The 19,020-nt window shown below is 71.6% G+C and carries 15 protein-coding genes; 8 read left to right on the top strand and 7 right to left on the bottom strand.

Translation table 11 applies throughout. The features are described 5' to 3' along the window. Positions 1–55 precede the first annotated feature (55 nt). The 3 genes from D7V80_RS42875 (at position 56) to D7V80_RS20430 (ending at position 2,274) form a co-directional block, all read left to right on the top strand. Positions 56–388 carry a hypothetical protein gene (locus D7V80_RS42875; protein WP_233585544.1) on the top strand — a complete coding sequence of 111 codons (333 nt, stop codon included), beginning with the start codon at positions 56–58 and terminating at the stop codon, positions 386–388. Further along, positions 327–1,445 (top strand): serine/threonine-protein kinase, encoded by a 1,119-nt coding sequence (locus D7V80_RS20435; RefSeq protein ID WP_233585543.1) that lies wholly within the window; start codon positions 327–329, stop codon positions 1,443–1,445. The genes D7V80_RS42875 and D7V80_RS20435 overlap by 62 nt, the downstream gene beginning before the upstream one ends. 103 nt (positions 1,446–1,548) lie before the next feature. Further along, entirely contained in the window at positions 1,549–2,274 is a 726-nt protein-coding gene (locus D7V80_RS20430; protein WP_147447157.1) for a hypothetical protein, read from the top strand. A 104-nt stretch (positions 2,275–2,378) separates the two neighbouring features. On the opposite strand, the gene D7V80_RS20425 is transcribed toward D7V80_RS20430, so the two are convergent. From D7V80_RS20425 to D7V80_RS20410, 4 genes are all read right to left on the bottom strand, one after another. Continuing rightward, on the bottom strand, positions 2,379–3,515 hold the full coding sequence (locus D7V80_RS20425; RefSeq protein ID WP_233585542.1) for a nitronate monooxygenase family protein: 1,137 nt from the start codon (positions 3,513–3,515) through the stop codon (positions 2,379–2,381). A gap of 172 nt (positions 3,516–3,687) precedes the next feature. Beyond that, positions 3,688–4,509 (bottom strand): spermidine synthase, encoded by an 822-nt coding sequence (locus tag D7V80_RS20420; protein WP_120589738.1) that lies wholly within the window; start codon positions 4,507–4,509, stop codon positions 3,688–3,690. An 18-nt stretch (positions 4,510–4,527) separates the two neighbouring features. Further along, complete coding sequence (locus tag D7V80_RS20415; RefSeq protein ID WP_120589737.1) at positions 4,528–5,184, bottom strand: hypothetical protein; 657 nt, start codon at positions 5,182–5,184, stop codon at positions 4,528–4,530. Between the two features lie 10 nt (positions 5,185–5,194). Continuing rightward, on the bottom strand, positions 5,195–6,712 hold the full coding sequence (locus D7V80_RS20410) for a M91 family zinc metallopeptidase (protein ID WP_120589736.1): 1,518 nt from the start codon (positions 6,710–6,712) through the stop codon (positions 5,195–5,197). Between the two features lie 278 nt (positions 6,713–6,990). On the opposite strand from D7V80_RS20410, the gene D7V80_RS20405 reads away from it, so the two are divergent. From D7V80_RS20405 to D7V80_RS20385, 5 genes are all read left to right on the top strand, one after another. Further along, positions 6,991–7,536, top strand: a complete 546-nt coding sequence (locus tag D7V80_RS20405) for a peptidase M23 (RefSeq protein WP_120589735.1) — start codon at positions 6,991–6,993, stop codon at positions 7,534–7,536. 96 nt (positions 7,537–7,632) lie between these two features. After that, a complete protein-coding gene (locus D7V80_RS20400) occupies positions 7,633–8,799 on the top strand; it encodes a HEAT repeat domain-containing protein (protein WP_120589734.1) in 1,167 nt (388 codons plus the stop codon). After that, positions 8,799–9,779, top strand: coding sequence for a HEAT repeat domain-containing protein (locus tag D7V80_RS20395; RefSeq protein ID WP_120589733.1), 981 nt, complete (start codon positions 8,799–8,801; stop codon positions 9,777–9,779). Before D7V80_RS20400 ends, D7V80_RS20395 begins: the two co-directional genes overlap by 1 nt. Before the next feature lie 102 nt (positions 9,780–9,881). Beyond that, positions 9,882–10,679 carry a ZIP family metal transporter gene (locus tag D7V80_RS20390; protein WP_014398598.1) on the top strand — a complete coding sequence of 266 codons (798 nt, stop codon included), beginning with the start codon at positions 9,882–9,884 and terminating at the stop codon, positions 10,677–10,679. Positions 10,680–10,766: 87 nt separating this feature from the next. Continuing rightward, on the top strand, positions 10,767–12,182 hold the full coding sequence (locus tag D7V80_RS20385; protein ID WP_233585541.1) for a sigma 54-interacting transcriptional regulator: 1,416 nt from the start codon (positions 10,767–10,769) through the stop codon (positions 12,180–12,182). An 8-nt stretch (positions 12,183–12,190) separates the two neighbouring features. On the opposite strand, the gene D7V80_RS20380 is transcribed toward D7V80_RS20385, so the two are convergent. The 3 genes from D7V80_RS20380 to D7V80_RS42870 all read right to left on the bottom strand — a co-directional run. Beyond that, positions 12,191–13,606: a serine/threonine-protein kinase gene (locus tag D7V80_RS20380; protein WP_120589732.1), complete on the bottom strand. Its 1,416-nt coding sequence runs from the start codon at positions 13,604–13,606 to the stop codon at positions 12,191–12,193. Between the two features lie 3 nt (positions 13,607–13,609). Beyond that, the gene (locus D7V80_RS20375; RefSeq protein ID WP_120589731.1) at positions 13,610–15,175 is read right to left on the bottom strand and encodes a hypothetical protein; all 1,566 of its coding nucleotides are present in this window, start codon (positions 15,173–15,175) and stop codon (positions 13,610–13,612) included. A gap of 119 nt (positions 15,176–15,294) precedes the next feature. Continuing rightward, positions 15,295–19,020: serine/threonine-protein kinase PknK (locus tag D7V80_RS42870; protein WP_233585540.1), on the bottom strand; the 3,726-nt coding region annotated here is incomplete at its 5' end.

The raw sequence follows: 19,020 nt of genomic DNA, 5'->3' as shown, positions 1-19,020 counted from the left end.
TCGCGGCCCTCCGCCAAGCCATCCCTTGCCAGCGGGTTGTTTGGAATCAGGGGAAATGCGCGGCGATGGTCCGCGCGAACTCCCCCTCATGAAAACCCACCGTCCTTCCAATCCCGACGGGGCGACGCTCTCCATGCGGAAGACCGCGTCGGCGGAGGCCATGCCGCTCGTGGACCCGCTGCTCTCCTCACAGATTGGTGACTTCACCGTCGAGGAGCGGATCGGCGAAGGAGGGATGGGGGTCGTCTATCGAGCCACCCATTCCCTCATCGGGAAGCAGGCCGTCATCAAGGTGTTGCGCGCGGAACTCGTCTCCCCCCAGGTGCATGAGCGGCTGCTCGTGGGAGGCCCGTGCGGTCAATGCCGTCCGGCACCCGGGCATCATTGACACCTTTGGCTTTGGCACGCTCCCGGATGAGCGGCCCTACGTCACCATGGAGTTGCTCCAGGGACAGGCGCTCTCCGATTTCGTCCGCGTGAAACGCACCATGGACCTGGAGTCCATCGTCTGGGTCATGGACCAGGTCCTCTCCGCGCTGGGGGCGGCGCACCGGGCGGGCATCGTTCACCGCGACCTTGAAGCCCGCCAACGTCTTCATCGTCGAAGCGCCAGGGCTTCCGTCACCGTCAAGCTGGTCGACTTCGGCATCGCGAAGCTGCTGGAGTCACGCGACAAACCGCTCACGGCGGATGACCTGGTCCTCGGCACGCCGGAGTTCATGGCGCCCGAGCAGATCCGCGGCGACACCGTGGGGCCGGCGACGGACCTCTACGCGGCGGGCGTGATGATGTTCCAGTTGCTCACCGGCATGCGCCCGTTCCAGGGCGAAACCGTCCAGGTGATGTTCGCGCACCTGGAGCAAGCGCCGCCGCTGCCTTCGTCGCGCCTCGCGGGGCTGCCGAAGGAAGTGGACGCGCTGGTGCTTCAGCTCCTCGCGAAGTGTCGTCCGGCTTCGCGCGGTGCCTGGTCCCCCTACCGCAACCGACGCGGGCACTCCTGCGACCGACGCGGGTGTGGCTCCCCCCACGCCTCCGGCGAAGAAGGAACTCTTTCAGCGCATCCAACGGCTCCGGAAGGAGTTGTCCCGCAGAAGCGCGGGCGCACCAGAAGCAAAAGCGCTGAAGGCGGCACTGCAAACGATTGCGCGGTCCGCCAACTTCGCGCGCACCGCAGAGGACTACGCGGGGCCCCATTCCGCGCTGGACGACTGGGAAGACCGCCTCGAACAGCAGCTCCCCCCGCGCTAACCCGGGTCCGCCGCATCCAGCCCTCCGGCGACTCCAAGAGACGCCGTGCCCGCGACGTTCATCGCGCACGGCTCGCTGTGCCCACGGGTGCGGCACACCGCCCTCTCTCGCGGATGACAAAGCATCGCGTCAATCCATCTACAAAGATTCCACCCCGACAGCACAGGAAACAATTATTTCAAGAATGTTACATTTAGCACGATTGACATGATTTACTCGGTAGTAGGGCATAGGCCGCTCAGCAGGCGGTGCCCTCGTATCGGGAAGCAGGTCAGTCACATCCATCCAAGGAGTCACCACATGGCGGTTCGATTCTTGCGCGGTGCGTATGCGGGTACGTTGTTGATGGGCTTGATGCTCGGCTCGGGTTGCGGCCCTGATGCGGCGACGATGGCCCCCGAGGAGGAAATCTCCCGGGCCCCGTCAATCAAGACCACGGAGCAGGGGCTCGCCGCGCCCATCCAGGATCCGCAACTCTGCGTGCTCCCCTCGGGACGCTATGCCGTCGTAGCCACGCCGACGACCACCGCGAACGTCTTCAACGTCACCTTCCACAATAATGGCCTCCCGGGGTCCTCACCCGGGAGCACCTGCCAGACGATGAAGCTCGTCTGGGATGAGGGCATCCCCTACCCCTCGCTGCCGCCGCAGCCGCCCGCCACGGCTGATTTCCCCAAGCGACTGCTGGAGGGCTGGTGGCAGCAGGGCAATGTGGACAAGCGATTCGCCGTCAAGGCCGTGTGGGCGACGGACGACAACCGTGAGGTCATCACGGAGATCGGGGGGAGCTCGGCCCGCGGCTACTACGTGGTACTTGGCGACATGACTCATCATGGCATCCGCTTCAACTGGACGGGTGCGGGCTCGGACACCAACCACATCGTGTGGCACTACACGTCGCTGCCTGCCCTGAACAAGGTGAACATCACGGATTCAGCGGTGGCAACCACGTACCAGAGCCTCTCTTGCAAGTCCGGCACGACGCGGCTCGACGGCACCAATGCGTACAACTGCCCGATGAATTGACAGAGCGCGGCGCTCTCTCCACAGGCCAGGTGGGGCTCTCGGATGTTTCCGCAGGAGGGTCCCAACCTGGCCTCGCTGGAGAGCCTGCTCGAATCAGCGGCGCCCTACCCCCTGTCCTCCTCATCCGCCTCATCCAGCCCCTCCGGCGACTCCAAGAGACGCCGGGCCCGCTCCATCATCTCCACGACGATCTGCCCCGCGGGCTGCACGGTGTCGATGCGCGCCATGCTCGCGCCTCCCGCCGGGAGGCTCATCTCCTCCAGGTCCCCCTGGGTGTCCGGCGTGGGCAAAAACGAGCTGAACTTCGGCATCACGTACGGCACGTCCAGCACCCCTGGGAACAGCCGCGTCGTCCCGATGGCCTCCGACTCCGCCGCCGGTGGCACGCTCGGCTCGCGCCCCGCCCACTCGCGCACCACGCGGTTGCGAATCACCCTCATGCGCTTGCCCGGCCACTCCGGCCCGAACAACGTCGTCATCGCCGTGTCGCCCGCGTCCCCGTCCACCAGCCGCTCTTTGTAGAGCGGGTGCGCGTACGCCTCCACCGACGCCACCAGCCGCGTGCCCACCCAGACGCCGTCCGCGCCGTGATGCAGTGCGCGCGCCGCGCTGAACCCGTCCGCGATGCCTCCCGCCGCGAGCACCGGCACCGCGTCCGTCAGCTTCCGGAACTCCTTCAGCAGGACCAACGTCGGCGTGCTGCCCAGGTTGCGCCCGCCCGCCTGCCGCCCCTGGGCGATGAGCCCCTCCACCCCGGCGTCCAGTGCCTGCCTCGCCAGCTCCACCGTGCCTGCCTGCATCCAGACCCGCGTCCCCGCGGCCTGCAGCGCTTGAATCCACTCGCGCGGCGGCAGCGCCCAGTGGAACACCACCACCGGCACCTTCGCCGCGATGCACGTGTCCACATGGTCCCGCGTCGTGAAGCCGTGCGGCTCCAGCTTGTCCATGATGAAGTCCACGCCGTAGGGCCGCCGCGTGCCTGCCTGGATGGCCTTCAGCCGCGCCTCCAGCACTCCCGGAGGCTCCGGCGCCGTGCCCAACATTCCCAGGCCGCCTGCTTCCGACACCGCCACCACCAGCGGCGGCAGGGACACGAACGCCATGCCCGCCCCGACGAAGGGATAGTGGATGCCCAGCTCGCGCGTCAGCCGCGTCCTCAGCGTGTTGCCTTCCAACACGTAGATGGGCTTCGATTTCGGACGGGCCTCCAGGCCCCCGGCATCGGACGCTTCGTCCGCCAACGACGCCTCATCCTCGGAGGGAACAGAGGGCTGGCCGGGTCGTCCGTCGTTCGCGCCGTTCATCGCGTCTCCCGAAAGGATGCTGACGTACCGAGCCTTCAAGATTAGCAGCGCCGCCCCCTGATTCAGCCGCGACCGGGCGGGGCCGTGCTCACTGGCCAGCAGAGCGGCCTCACTCCTCCGGAATGAGGCCGCCAGGCCCCAGCCCCGCGTCCGTCAGCACCCGCCCCCGACCCAGACGCCGCGTCAGGGGCCGGTAGCGCTGCTCCACCAGGGTGCTCAACCGGAACGGCAGCTTCCGCTCCCGCTCCACCCGGCGGGCCCGCTCCACCAGCGCCTCGCGCGTCAGCCGCAGCGGGCCTTCCAGCCCCACCAGGACGCGGTTGGTCGTGGTGGGCACCTCGAAGACGGACAGGCCGTGGAAGCTCACCTGGTAGGTGCGCACCATCGCGTCGTAGTGCGGGTTCGCCGCGGACTCCCAGACGTTGCTCGCCACCGCCCCGCCCCGCGTCAGCCGCGAGCGCACCGCGCCCAGGAACTCGCGCGTGGCCAGGTGCCCGGGGATCTGATCCGCCCCGTACGCATCCAGGAAGATGAGGTCGTAGGGCGGCCCGTCCGCCTCGATGAAGGCCCGCCCGTCCCCCACGTGCGCTCGCAGGAGCGCGTCCTCCTGGAAGCCGCAGTACTCCTTCGCGGCGTCCACCACCGCCGCGTCCACCTCCACCACGTCGATCTGCGTGTCCGGCAGCACCGCGCGCAGGAACATGGGGATGGAGCCGCCCCCCAACCCGATGGCGAGGATGTTCTCCGGCCGGGGCACGAACGCCAGCGCCACCATCGACATGCGGGTGTACGGCAGCTCCAGCCGCAGCGGTTCGCCGGGCCACACCACGCTCTGGCGCGCCCCCCCATCGCCGAAGCGCAGCGAGCGGCGCCCTTGCTCGTCCTCGGTGACGATGACGGGCCCGGAGCCGTCATCGCTTTCGTCCGCCACCGCCAGGGCCCGGGCTCCCTACTTCGCGTCCGTCACCGGCAGGGGTCCGCTGTCCAACACCCGCTGCGCCGTCACCGCCGGCCCGTAATGGGGCGTCTGGATGGGCGTGCCCTGCGCGTCCTTCCCCTGGCTCAGCGTCACCGCGTCCGCGTCCGGCAGGTAGCCCACGCGCAGGGACACCTCGCGCACGGTGGACAGCTCGCGCGTCTCCTCCGGGCCCGTGGGGTACGGCAGCGCGGTGCGCAGGGGCAGCGGCACCACCGCGCGGCGGTTCACCGTGGCGCCCGGCTCCACGCGGCTGACCGCTGGCACCTCCGGCGCCTCCACCGCCAGGTCTTCCGGCACCGGCAGCAACATCCGCGACAGCACGACCTTGCCGCCGGACAGGTCCACGTAGGCCCGCTCGGGCGCCAGCGTGAGGTGGCCGCTGAAGCCCACGTCCCACAGGCCGTCCAGGAGCAGCACGGCCTTCTGCGTCCGGTTGTGCACCGCGTAGGTGACGGCGAGCGTGTCCGCCTCGCGCGCCACCGACTCCACCTTCAGCTCCACGTCCGCCTGGGCCACGCGCTGTCCTCCTGGGTCCGCTGCTGGGGGCGCGGGCCGCTCCGGCGCCCGCGCACAGCCCACGATGATTGCCAGCGCCATGATGGCACCAGCGCGGCGGAAGGTCTTCATCCTCCGAATCCTAGTAGCGCGGGCGGGTCGGCAGGTTCAGGTCGTCGCGCAGGACGTTCTCTCCGGGACGGCCGCCCTGCACCACGTCCGGCGTGGACGGGTCCTGGTCCAGGTCGATGGGCAGGCCCACCGCGGAGGTCTCCAGGTTGCGCGTGCCGTTCTTGGAGCCCAGCGCCAGCGTGCCGTTGTTCATGTCCGACGCGTGCACCAGCTCGTGGAACAGGCCCACCACCGGCGGGCGGTTCATCCACTCCTCGCTGCCCAGCGAGATGCGCGTGGTGTTGTAGTTCACCTGCGAGTCCGTGCCCTTGCCCGGCGTGCCGTCCGCGTTCATGAAGCCGTCGTTGAAGTTCGTGCCGCCCGCGCTGTTGCCGCTGGACGTCTCACGGATGACCGTCTTCTTGCCGCTGTCGTCCAGCGTGCGCAGCAGGTCCTGGCCCGAAGGCAGCGAGCGCATCGCGTCCAGGTCCGACTGCACGCGCGCCTGGAACTCCGCGCTGCCCGTCACGGAGACGGAGGAGCCCCGCTGGTCCGCGTTCGTCATGTCGACGATTTCGCGCTCGCCCTCGGCCGCGTCGCAGGTGGCCTCGTTCTCCTCGACGTAGAGCTTGTCCGTGCCCTTGCCGCCCCGGACCGTGTCCTTGCCCTCGCCACCCGCCACCGCGTCGTTGCCCTCGCCGCCGCTCAGCGTGTCATCGCCGCGCCCGCCGATGACCTGATCGTCGCCCTCGCCGCCGAAGGCCCGGTCGTTGCCCGCGCCCGCGTCGATGTAGTCCCGGCCCTTGCCACCCGACAGGGTGTCATTGCCATCCAGGCCGTACATCACGTCGCGGCCCTCGCCGCCGAAGATGCGGTCGTCGCCCGCGCCGCCCTCCAGGTAGTCGTCGCCGTCCTGGCCCTTCAGCGTGTCCTTGCCCTCGCCACCGATGACGGTGTCGTTGCCCGCGCCGCCGATGAGCGTGTCGTTGCCCGCGCCGCCCGTGAGCTTGTCGTCGCCCTCACCGCCATCCAGGGTGATGTCCTGCGTGACGCTCGCGTCCACGGTGATGGAGTCGTTGCCCGCGCCGCCGTTGATGATGACGCCCTTGGCCTGCTCGGCGGTGAGGTTCACCGTGTCGCTGCCGGACGTGATGGTGAGCCCGCCGTTCTTGTTCTGCGTCACCTTGGCGGTGTTGTTGCCCGCGCCCAGGTCCACCACCGTGCGCCCGTCCGCGTTCGTGCTCACCTGCGGCGCGAGCGCCTTCGCCACGCCCTTGCCGATCTTGTCGAGGGCCGAGCCGAGGCCCGACGCGAGACCGCCCAGGAAGCCGCCGCCGTCCTTGTCCTTCTTCACCGCCGTCTCGGTGGTGCGGACCTCCGTCAGCGGGGGACGCGCGCCCGCGCGGGGCCCGGAGTCGAAGCCGTCCGACATCCGCTGCGTGACAGCGGCCTTCACCGCGTTGGGCCTGGCGGGCGTCGCGGGCGTCTTCGCCGGCTGGGTGCTGACAGGGGACGTCGTGCGCGAGCCGGGCTTGCCAATCGTGGTCATGTCGCTTCTCCCAGGTGACGGAGACACCTGGACTGAGGGTCCCGGCGGTGGGGTGCCAGGGTCGGCAGAACGCCGACATTCCAGATTGTCGTGAACGTTTGCCGCCAGTTGCGTCGCACACCGGGAAACGACACGGCGCGGCACGGAAGCCCCTGGAATCGTTGTGTTTCTCAATTCCCGATTCGCGAGACGATTTCCAGTCTTTCGTGTATTACAGCTTCACCGCCCCCGCCCCATTCGCGGGGGAACGGCGGGCGGATGACGGGAGGGAGCACCGCATGAAGCTGAAGACGTTGCTGTCCGCCGGGGTGGCGCTGGCCGCCGCGGCGTGGGCCGGACCTGGAGTGGCGGCCACGGCGAACGGCCCCATCTGCGACACGGCGGCCTACGTGAACTCGACCACCTATTACGGCTGCACCGGGAGCAGCCACACGGCGCTGGATATCGGTAACGGTACCTGCGGCGAGTGGAACCACCGGGGCATGCTGGTGGGCAACTACTACTATTACTACTACGGCGGCTGCGCGGGGGCCTGCTACGGCTCCACCTGCAACGGCGGCGCGGGCAACTACTACGTGGTGTCCGGCGGGAGCGGCTGGGACTTCCGCCAGCTGCACTTCTACGCCAACGTCAGCTCCGGCACGAAGACGTGCGACCGCTGCGCGCTGGGGCTCGTGGGCGGTACGGGCAACGCCACCGGCCCGCACGTTCACGCGGACAACCGGCAGTACGGCACGCGCAAGTCGGCCTGGTACACCAGCGTCGGCACCACGTGCGGCACCAACGCCTACTGCAACAACCGGCTGGGCGTTCCCACGCTGTAGCCCGTGTGGCTCCGGGCGGGGGCCGCGTGTGCCCCGCCCGGCTGTTTCGGGCGCGCGTGCGCCCTTCCTTCCCTCACCGTGTGAGCCCCCTTCGACATGACCTCCCGTCCCCTCTTCAAGGTCGCGCTCGCCGGCCTCGTCCTCCTCGTCGCCCTGGGCGTCGTGTGGTGGCGGGGCTCGGCCGGGAGCGCTGACGCCGGTCCTCCGCCGCACGTCGCGGTGACTCCTGCCATGGCCACGGCCGCCGCCGGGAAGGGAGCCCACGTGGAGCCTCCGCCCGCCGCGCGCGCCGGACCGCGCGAGGAGATTCCGATGCCAGGGTGCTGGGACGGCCTGGCCGCGCTGGACAGGTCCGCGACGCTGGAGTCGCTGCATGCCGCCGTGGCCGCCGCCATCCAGGCGCGCGACACCGCGCTGGTGGCCTATCTCCAGGAGCGTTTGACGGAGCTCGTGGGCAACGACCCGGACCGCGCGCTGCAGCTGTTGGCGTGGGCGGTGAACGCCGCGCCGCCGGAGCCGTCCATCTACCTGGAGGCCCTCAAGGCCGCGCCCGCCGTGCGCCACCCGCGCGTCACGGAGAAGCTGATGGCGGTGGCCGAGAACAAGTCGCTGTTCACGCAGGACCGCGCCGCCGTCCTGGACGCGCTGGGGACGCAGCACCGCTTCACGCCGGAGATGCGCGGCCGAATCAAGGCCATCGCGATGGATGACTCCGCGGACTCCGCCGCGTGGGTGGCCACGCGCACGCTGGGCCGGGTGATGAAGGAGGACTACGAGCGCACCGGCACGTATGCGCCGTACTGGAAGGACCTGCTGGACATCGGCACCACGTCGGAGGACACGGCGGTGCGGCTGCTCGCGCTGGAGATGCCGTCGTACTCCGACCCGCTGCTCGACCCGGACTCCATCGACACGCTGGCGAAGGTGATGCGCACCGACAAGGAGCGCGACGTGCGCGAGATGGCCGCCTTCCGGCTCGCCGTCACCGAGGACCCGCGAAAGGCCCTGGACGCGTACCGCGCCGCCTTCGACGGCGAGCATGACCTGTGCGTGCGCTGGGCCTTCCTGCGCTTCGCGGTGCGCGCGGCCGGCGCGGACGCGCTGCCCCTGGTGGAGGAGTTCGCGCGCAAGGACCCGCGCCTGCGGCAGGACTACCTGGACTTCAAGGCGCTGTACGCCACCGGCACCACGGACTTCGCGCGCATCTGGCTGGGCAAGAAGGAACACCACGACTGCGTGGTCGAGGAAGGAGCGCCGCACTGATGGGCTCGCGAACGATGAAGGCCCGGGTGCTCTGGCTGGCGCTGCTGCCCGGCCTGGCCCTGGCGCAGGGAGCGCCCGTCGCCGTCCCCACCCGGACGGCCTGCACGGTGGAGGGCATGCTGGACGAGGTGCGCGTGGCCATGCAGACGGGCTCGCCCGCGTACCGCAAGTACGCGCGGCTGCGCCTGAAGGAGGCCGCCATCGCCATGTCACCGGAGACCCTGGGCCGCGCGGTGAGCCAGGAGCGCGACCCCGCCGTGCTGGAGGCCGTGGGCGCGGCGCTGGCCACCAAGGCGAGCAACGCGCAGAAGCCGGAGCTGCTCCAGCCGCTGCTCTCCCGCGCGAGCCAGGACGCGGACCCCGGCCTGCGCGCCGCGGCGGTGCGTGCGCTCCAGGGCTCGCCGTCGGTGGAGTTCATGGCGAAGAACGGCGACGTCGTCACCTACGAGCAGCTCGTGCGCGACAGCGCGCCGGAGGTGCGCCAGGCGGTGGTGGAGAACCTGGTGACGGAGAGCGCCGGCATCTACTTCGGCCACAACCCGGAGCTGGCCGAAGCGGCGGTGAAGGTCGCCACGGCCACGGACGACCCTGCGCTGGCCAGACGCCTGCTGGGCGAGGTCTCCATGGAGGCCGCGAGCCCGGAGGTGGTGCGCAAGCTCACCCAGCAACTGCGCTCGGAGGACGCGGGTCTGCGCGCGGCGGCGGCGAAGGCCCTGGGCGGCGTGCCGGGCTCCGAGTCCGCGGGCGCGCGCCGCTCGCTCACTTCTCTGTATCGGAGCGACAGCGACCTCGCGGTGCGCAAGTCCGCGCTGGAGGGGCTCGCGCGGCTGGGCCAGTCCAGCGCCCGGCCGCTCCTGGAGTCCCTGCGCGGCGTGGACAGGCGTCTGGATCCGGAGATCGACGCGTGGCAGTCCGCGCTCCAGAAGAACCTCCAGGAGTGGCACCTCATCCTGCGGGAGAAGCAGCGCTTGTCGCCCTGAGTGCGTCCTCTAGGGAAAGGCTGTTCATGGCGGGCACCCTTCGCGCCCGGCCCCGCCGAAAAGGTGGCCGGGCGGCGGGGAGTACGACAGGTTGAGGGGGCCATGTCCGACAGCGGTTTCGGCTCGTCCACCCTCGCACTGGCGCTCGTTGGCAGCGCCGTCACCGTCCTCTCCACCAGCCTGGGCGCCGTGCCCGCCCTGGCCATGGGCGGCATCTCCCAGCGCACCAAGGACGTGCTGATGGGCTTCAGCGCGGGCGTGATGCTCGCGGCCACGGCCTTCTCGCTCGTCGTTCCCGCCATCCACCTGGCGGAGGAGCGCTCCACGTCGCGCTTCTTCCCCGCGCTGGTGGTGGGCGGCAGCATGCTGGTGGGGGGCCTGTTCCTGCACCTGTGCAACCGCTTCATCCCGCACGAGCACTTCATCAAGGGCCAGGAGGGCAACGCGCAGGCGGCGAACCTGAAGCGCATCTGGCTGTTCGTGCTGGCCATCGCGCTGCACAACTTCCCGGAGGGCCTGGCGGTGGGTACCGGCGTGGGCAGCCGATCCATGACCATCGCCGCGCCCATCCTCGTGGGCATCGGGTTGCAGGACATCCCGGAGGGGTTCGTCGTCGCGCTGGCGCTGATGGGCGTGGCGTACAGCCGCAAGCAGGCGGTGCTGGTGGCGCTCTACACGGGGCTGGTGGAGGGCGTGGCCGCGCTGGTGGGCTTCTTCGCCACGTCGTTCGCGTCAGGCGTGCTGCCGTGGGCGCTCGCGTTCGCGGGCGGCTCCATGCTGTACGTCGTCAGCGACGAGATGATCCCCGAGAGCCACCGCCAGGAGTACGCGAAGGAGGCCACCGCCGGGCTGATGGTGGGCTTCGTGCTGATGATGTTCCTGGACGTGACGCTGAGCTGACGCTCTGCGTGCGCGCACCGCGTCTGTGTCCTGGCGGACACCCGGCTGCTCCGCCCCGTGTGGCCCGGACGTGGTAGTTTGAAGTGCATGTCTGTGTCGGATCGAACCCGTGTCGACGGGGCCCCCGGGGAGTCGAAGGACAAGGGCGCCCGCCCGGACGAAGAGGGCCAGGAAGCCGCGCTCCACGTGACGCTGCCGTATGAGCAGGCCCGCCGTCCGGGGGACCTGCCCATGGTGCGCCGCTTCCGCCTGTCCGTGGTGGAGGGCCCGGGCGTGGGCACGGTGTGGGAATCCACGTCGGACACCTGCTCGGTGGGCTCGCATCCGCTCAACGACTTCGCGGTGGAGGACTCCACCGTGTCGCGCTTCCACTGCGAGGTGCGCATCGGGCCCAAGGGCCCGCAGGTGAAGGACCTGGACAGCCTCAACGGCGTCATCGTGGACGGCGTGCAGGTGGTGGAGGGCATCCTGCGCAGCGGCAGCCTGCTGCGGCTGGGCCGCGTGGTGCTGCGGTTCGACTTCAGCGCGGAGAGCAACCGGCTGCCCCTGTCGGAACTGACGCGCTTCGGCACGCTGGTGGGCACGTCCGTGGCCATGCGCGGCTGCTTCGCGATGATGGAGCGGGCCTCCGCGCGCGACGTCACGGTGCTGCTGGAGGGAGAGACAGGCACGGGCAAGAGCCAGGCGGCGCTCGCCATCCATCAGGCCAGCCGGCGCAAGGACGCGGCGTTCCTGGTGGTGGACTGCGGCGCCATCCCCCCGCACATCCTGGAGAGCGAGCTGTTCGGCCACGAGAAGGGCTCCTTCACCGGCGCGGTGAGCCGGCGCGCGGGCGTCTTCGAGGAGGCCGACGGCGGCACCGTCTTCCTGGACGAGATTGGCGAGCTGCCCCCGGAGCTGCAGCCCAAGCTCCTGCGCGTGCTGGAGAACCGGGAGATCCGCCGGGTGGGCAGCAACACCTACCAGCCGGTGGACGTGCGGCTCATCGCGGCCACGCACCGCGACCTGCGCGCGGAGGTGAACGCGGGCCGCTTCCGCTCCGACCTGTTCTTCCGGCTCGCGGTGCTGCGCATCGCCATGCCATCCCTGCGCCAGCGGCCGGAGGACCTGCCCATGCTGGTGTCGGGCATCCTGGCGTCGCTGGGCGCCGACCCTGAGCGCACGGGCGCGCTGCGCACGCCGGAGTTCCTGTCGCGCCTGAGGCACGCGGCGTGGCCGGGCAACGTGCGCGAGCTGCGCAACCACCTGGAGCGCTGCCTGGTGTTCGAGGACGCGCTGCCGCTGGCGGAGGAGGACTCGCGCCCGGAGGGCAGCCCGCTGGAATTGGACCTGTCGCGGCCGTACGCGGAGCAGCGCCGGCGCGTGGTGGACGACTTCGAGCGCAGATACCTGCGGGCGCTCCTGGAGAAGCACCAGGGCAAGGTGGCCCAGGCCGCCGTCACCGCCGGCATGGACCGCGTGCACTTCTACCGGCTCTTGCGCAGGCACGGCATCAAGCCGTAGGCGCCGCTTCAGCGCCGGGAGGAGAGCCGCCAGCGCTCGGGGGCCTCCGGCACGGGACGGGCGACGAAGTCCGCCTCCAGTCCCCGCAGCGCCGGGCCGGTGACGATGGGGGTGGCGGCTTCTCCGTCCTCCCTCACCCAGCCGGGCAAATGGAGCAGCCCCCCTTCCCCGCCCGTCGCGTCCCACGCGGAGGCCGAGGCCTCCGTCCAACCGTGAGCCTCTTCCCGCGACGTCAGCCGGTCCACGTGCACGGTGACGTGCAGGCTCGCGGCGGAGGCGTTCGTCTCCGTCAGCGCGAGCCCCACGTCCAGCACCCGCGCCCGCAGCTCGCGTTCACGGCGCACGTCGTCCGGGAGGCTGGCCACGGCGAGCAGGCACGCGCCGCCCATCACCCGCACCTCCATCCCGGCCTCGCGCGCCAGGGTGCTCGCGCGATCCAGGCTCGCGTCCAGGTCCTCCATCGCGCCAGCGTCCGGTTCTCCCGTCAGCCGCGCCTCCACGTACAGCCCCACCGCGCGCGGCACCTCCACCGGCGCCGCGCCTCCCAGCACCGCGCCCCGCAGGTCCTCCAGCAGCGCGTCCACGTCCGGGTGGCGCTCCTCGCGCGCCTTGCGCAGACACCGCAGCACCACCGCGTCCAGCGCGGCGGACACCGGCGCGTGCTCTCCGGGACGTGGCGGCGGCGCGTGCAGGTGCTGCTGCTCCACCTCGTGGCGCGTGGTGCCCTGGAAGGGCGGCATGCCCGTGAGCAGTTGGAAGAGCAGCACGCCCGCGGCGTACAGGTCCGTGCGCGCGTCGGGCACCTCGCCGCGGATCTGCTCCGGCGCCATGGACAGCGGCGTGCCCAGCACCACGCCGGTGTGCGTGAGTGACGAGCTGCCCGGCGCGCCCGGCACCAGCCCCTTCGCCACGCCGAAGTCCACCAGCTTCACGGCGGGGCCTCCGCGCCCCGGCGCGAGCCGCACCACGTTCTGCACCTTCAGGTCGCGGTGCACCACGCCCGCCGCGTGCGCCACCCGCAGCGCCGCGCCCACCTGCTCCATCACCTCCAGCACCTCGCGCGGGGACAGCGGCCCTCGCGTGGCCAGCTCCGCCGCCAGGTCCTGCCCCTCCAGCCACTCCATGGCGATGAAGGGCCGCCCGTCCGACAGCTCGCCGTACCCCAGCACCGTGACGATGTGCGGGTGGCGAAGCCGCTGCAGCGTGGCCGCTTCACGCCGGAAGCGCCGCAGCGCCACCGCCGCCGCGGCCACCTGCGGGTGCAGCACCTTCAGCGCCGCGGGCACGCCGGACCGCGCGTGCCTCGCCCGGTACAGCGCGGACACGGGGCCGTGGACCTGGACGTGGTCCACGACCCACTCGCCCACGAGCGCGCCGGGCCGCAGCTCCTCGCCGTAGAGGGCCTCCTCGCCATTGCCCGTCATGGGCTAGCGCTTGCCCCTTGAGGCCTCCTGGGGCGGCGGGGGCTCCGTCCAGCGCTTGCACAGGTCCCGGTGCTGCTCATCCACCAGGTCGCACGCGCCGTTGAGGAAGACGGTGACGGGCTCCTCCCAGAGATGGTTGGACGTGTCCATGCAGGCCTCGAAGTCGCCGTCTCCCGCGAGCAGCGAGCCGTCCTGCGTCTTGCACTGGTAGGAGACGTTCGGGTCGGTGCTCCAGCACGGTCCCGTCACGGTGGCCGCGCAGTCCTCCTGCGTGCCCGGCAGCGCGCACACGCGGTAGGTCGCGTACGCCCGGCCGTACACCCAGCCCGGGTCGTAGCAGGAGTAGAGGTCCTTGAAGACGGGCTTCGACTGGCGGCCCTTCGGACGGTTGATGGAGTAGCGGTCCTTCGACCCTGCCACCAACGTCACCGTCACGTTGATGTCGTCGCGCAGCGCGTCCCTGCCGAAGAGGTTGCCGTAGAAGGCGCCCTCGCGGACCCGGTACACGGCGCGCTCGGAGAGCGGCGCCTGCACGCCGGAGGAGACGCCCACGGTCGCCGTGCCCTCCGCGCTGCTGTCCCAGGGCGCGGTCATCACCGTGAAGTACCCACCCGACGCGGGGCAGGTGAAGGTCACGGAGGGGTCCGTGTCCGTGGAGGACGAGGGGTCCGTGGACTCCGGCGAGCACCCCTGGCTGGACTCCACGTGCCGCGCGTCCGTCTTGTCGCAGCCGGCGATGCCGTTGCACACCCGCAGCACCATGCGCGCTTCGGAGCTGGAGCCCAGCGGCGTCCCGGACGGGCAGACCGCCGGGCCGCCCGCGCCCACGGAGATGGTCTGGCCCGCCGGGCACCACCCCACCGAGTGCATCTTCCAGCCGCAGTTCCGCTCCGCGCCCACCGTCTGTTCGGAGCAAGGCACGGCGCTGTTCACCGACGCGGTCGTGGACGGCACGTGGTCCAGCGGCACCGTCCACGCGTCCAGCGAGAACGGCTCCGCCATGGAGAGAGCGGGCTCGTGGATCTCCCCGCGCATGGACAGCTCCACGCGGTGGCCCAGGCCGTTGTTGCGCGACAGGAGGCACGCCGTCACGCGCCGGAGGCACGCATCGCCCGGCGCTTGCGTGCGCCACCACGGGCAGAGGCCCGCGGAGCCGGCCCATTCACTGCGCTGGGCGCCGCCAGGGAGGAAGGGGTTGAGGTATTCGAGCGTCTCGCCCTCGCCCAACGCGCAGCTCACCAGGTACGCCATGAAGCGCTGCGCGTAGGGGTCGCGGAGCTGGTGGTTGACGATGTCGCTGCCCGTGCCGGGGATCATCTCGTCGGGGTCGAAGAGGGACTCCAGCGAGTTCGTGGACAGGGCCGCGTTGGCGTCGTGGTTCGCGGCGATGGCGTTGAGCACCAGCTCCCGCGTCGTGAGCGAGTTGGCGATGCGGATGTCCGCCTGGCTCGTGCCGAACGCCACGTCGGCATTGGCGCTGGCGGTGGCGTCTTCCGGGAGCGCGGGCTCGCAGCCGGTCAGGGCCAGCAACAGGAAACACCAGGGGACTCGGAGGACGGAGGAGGCCATCGCGTGAACACTCCTTGGGCAGGAATTGGAAATGGGAGGGGAAGGAAACCCCAGGCGTGGGCTTCTTGTCTCCCTGTAGCGTGAAAGGTTACGGGAGCGGCACCGTGTAGCGGTTCCCGTTACAGCGCTGAGGGTGCGAGCGCGGCGCGCAATGCGTGGAAACGCGTAGCCCACAGGGGGGCTTCGGCCACGGCGGGTCCGGCGCGTTCGAGCCACTCGCGGGCTTCCTCCATCGCGCCCGTGCGGCGCGCGATGCCGGTGGCCTGCAGGAGGATCTCCGCCTTCTCATCCGGTGAGGCCAGCGCGTCCGCTTCCGTTTGGAGCGCGGCCCAGTCCGTCGCGCGGAAGGCGCCGGTGGTCTGCTGATGGACCTGGAGCTCCACGAGCCGCCGCATGATGGCGGTGGGCGGCAGGGATTCCGGCGGACAGCGCTCGGAGATCCAGGCGAGCTGACGGGCCGCCGCTGCCTCGTCTCCCGAGGCGGCCTGGATGCGGGCGATGAGCAGCGCGTCCACGGGCACGGGGTGTTCGCGGAAGAAGCGCACGCCCAGCTCATGCGCGCGCTGCGCGAGAGGGAGCGCTTCGTCCAGCCGGTCCTGCATGTAGAGGACCTCCGCCAGGTTGAAGGTGGACCAGCGCTCCATCTGCGCGTGGGCCAGCTCCCGGCCCAGGGCCATGGCGCGGCGCAGGTCCGCTTCCATGCGGGGCACGTCGCCCTGGCGGAGCCACAGGAGGACGCGGTTGCTCAGCACCGCGGCCTTGTGCAGTCCGTCGCCCGCGGCCTCGCAGCGCTCCAGGGCTTCGTCGAAGCGCTCGGCGGCCTCTGGCGCGCGGTCCAGGAAGGTGAGCGCGGCGCCCAGCAGGGCCAGCGACACGACCAGCGTCTCGTGGTCGCGGGCGCGCTCGGCGCCTTCGGCGGTGGAGGTGAGCACGCGGGCCGCGGCGGCCCACTCGCCCTGACGCACGTGCAGGCGGCCCCGGGCCAGGCCACAGCGGAGGGACAGGCGCGGCGCGTCCAGCGGCTCGACGGCGTCGAGCGCTTCGCGCGTGCAGGCGGCGGAGCCGTCCGAGTCCTCCATCCAGTCGCGCGCGGTGGCTTCCTCCAGCAGCAGGTCCACTTCGAGCGCGGTGTCGCCCCGGGTGCGGGCCAGGGCGCGCGCGGCGGACAGGTCCGCGAGGCTCTCGCGGAAGCGCTGGAGGCGGTGGCGCACCTTGCCCCGCCCCGCGAGCGCCTGGGCCCGGCGCGCATCGTCGGACTCCGGAAGGAGCGCGAGCGCGCGCGTGTAGTGCTGCTCCGCCTCCACGGACAGGTGGCCGGAGCGGGCCTCCTCCGCCAGCGACAGGTAGTCGCGCGAGGCCTCCAGGTGGGCGCCGCAGCTGGCCGCATGGTGGGCCCGGCGGCGGCGTTCGGCCACGTCGTCGCCCACGCTGGCCTTGAGCGCGGCGGCGTGCAGCGCGCGTCGGGGCGCGGGAGGCAGCAGGGCCTCTAGGGCCTCGCGAAGGAGCGGGTGGCGGAAGGCGAAGCGGCCCGGGCCGGTGGGACGCAGGAGGCCCGCACGGGTCAGCCGTTGCAGGCCCGCGCCCGCATCCAGTGCGGCGGCGCGCGACAGCTCCGGCCCCGTGGTCAGGTGGCGCAGGGCCGCGTCCACGCGTGCGACGTCCACCTCCGTGCCGAGCACCGCGCACAGCCGCGCGAGCACACGGTGGGCTTCCGGGAGGCCAGCGAGCACGCGAGGGGCCAGCCGTTCAAAGAGCGGCGTGACGGAGACGTCCAGCAGCGCGTCCGGCGCGACGTACCAGCCGCCACCCGGCGCCGAACGCAGGGCCCCGGCGGCACGGAGCGCGCGAGCCAGCTCGACGAGGGACAGGGGCACGCCCTGCGCCAGTTGCTCCAGGCGCGCGAGCACGGGTTCGGGGATGTGCTCCGCCGGGCGCAGCAGGTGGAGGAGCACCGCACGGCTGGCTTCCGGTGGCAGGGGCGGCAGCGTGAGGCGTGAGACGTGGGCGCTGCGCTCCCCCAGGTGGGGACGCAGGCCCAGCAGCGAAGGCCGTCCGGCGACGCAGATCCACAAGGGGGCCCGCGGGCCTTCGAGCGTGGCGCGCTCGAGCACATCCAGGCTCGGGGGATCCGCGAGGTGGGCATCGTCCAGCAACAGCACGAGCGGGGCTTCACGGGCCTGGGCGAGGAGTGCTTCCGCCAGGATGCGGGGCTCCGCGGAAGGACGGCCCACGACGGCGCGCAGGGAGTCCAGCAAGGCATTGGACAGCGACGCATCCGGCGGCGGCGCGCGCAGACGGACGACCCGGGCGTGGCCCGCGGACTCCAGTTGGAGCGCGAGCGCCTTGAGCAACCGTGACTTGCCATGCCCTACTTCGCCGGTGAGCACGCCCAGGCCTGGAGCCGAGGACGCCAGGCTCCGCGCCGCGTCCGCGACCAGCGCATCCAGCAGCGCGTCGCGGCCCACGAACGGCGGAGGCCCTCCCTCAGCACGAGCCCCGTCCTCGTCGTGGAGGCGCAGCCGGAAGACCGCTCCGTCCTCGCGCTCGGCGTCCACGGTTCCTGGGGGCGCCGCGCGCGTGCCCTCCACGGCCGCCCGCGGCGCGGTGGCTTCACGTGTCCCAGCTGCCTGTATCGCGGCGAGTTCGTTCTCTACGGCCGCTTGCGAATGCGTGGACCCGCGGCCCGCGGGCTCGACTTCACTGTCGTCGGGCTTCGCGACGGGCTCGATCCAACCGGGCTCCAGCCGCGCGACCGCTTCCGGTGTCACCCGCACTTCGCCCTGCGCGAGCGCCCTTCCCCACCACGTCTCCGGCCGCTCCAGCGCGGCCCCCGCGATGCGCGGCAACGTGGTGCCGGGATGCACGTACAGCACCGCGGCGTGCAGGACCGCCGAGGCCTCTCCGGACTCCACCAACCGCCGTGCCGCGAGCGCACCCGCGCGCACGTTCGCCTCCGCGGACAGCGACTCGCAGAAGACGAGCAGGTAGCCCCCCGCCGCGACCCGCGCCAGCACTCCGCCGAACGGCTCCAGCGTGGCCGTCAGCCCTTCCACCGACGCGGCCGTGCGCAGCCCCAGCACCGCCACCGGCCGTGCGCCCGCGAACGTCGTCAGCGCCTGCGTCGGCCGCGCATCCCTCGTCCCGACGACACCGGGCAGCGAAGGCCCTTCCGCGCACGCGGCCTCGAACGCGGCCAGCAGCTCTTCCGCGCTCGCGTACCGTTCCGCCGGCTCCTTGGCCAGACACCGCGCCACCACCGCGTCCAGCGCTCCCGGAACCCGTGCCCGCTCCGACACGCGCGGCGGCCGCTGGCTCACGTGGCCTTCGCGCACCTCGTCCGGTGTGCCGTGGAACGGCGGCGTGCCCGTGAGCAGTTCGAAGAGCAGGACGCCCAACGCGTAGATGTCCGCCGCCGGGCCCGCCTCGCGCGCGTCCAGGCACTGCTCCGGCGCCATGTAGACCGTCGTGCCCGCGCGGTTCCCCGCCTCCTCCGCCGGCCCCGCGTCCATCCACCTCGCGAGCCCGAAGTCCAACAGGCTCAGCGCGCCACCTTCGCGCAGGAAGATGTTCTCCGGCTTGAGGTCCCGGTGAGCGACCCCCACCGCATGCACTCGCGCCACCGCCGGACACAGCCCCGTCAGCAGCTCCCGCACCCGCGCCACGGACGCCGCGCCCGTTCCTGGCAGCGCCGCCATCCACGCCGCGAGCGTCTGCCCCCGCAACAACTCCTGCACCAGGAAGGGCCGGCCCCCCACCCGCCCCTCCTGCAACATCCGGGGGACCGTGGGAGGCCCGACGCGCCGGAGTGTCTCCGCCTCGTGGGCGAAGCGCGCATGGTGCGGCCC

Source organism: Corallococcus sp. CA054B (assembly GCF_003611625.1).
Classification (GTDB): Bacteria; Myxococcota; Myxococcia; order Myxococcales; family Myxococcaceae; genus Corallococcus; species Corallococcus coralloides.
The sequence above is the reverse complement of the archived record's forward strand: the minus strand, read 5'-3'. Positions and strand labels throughout refer to the sequence as shown.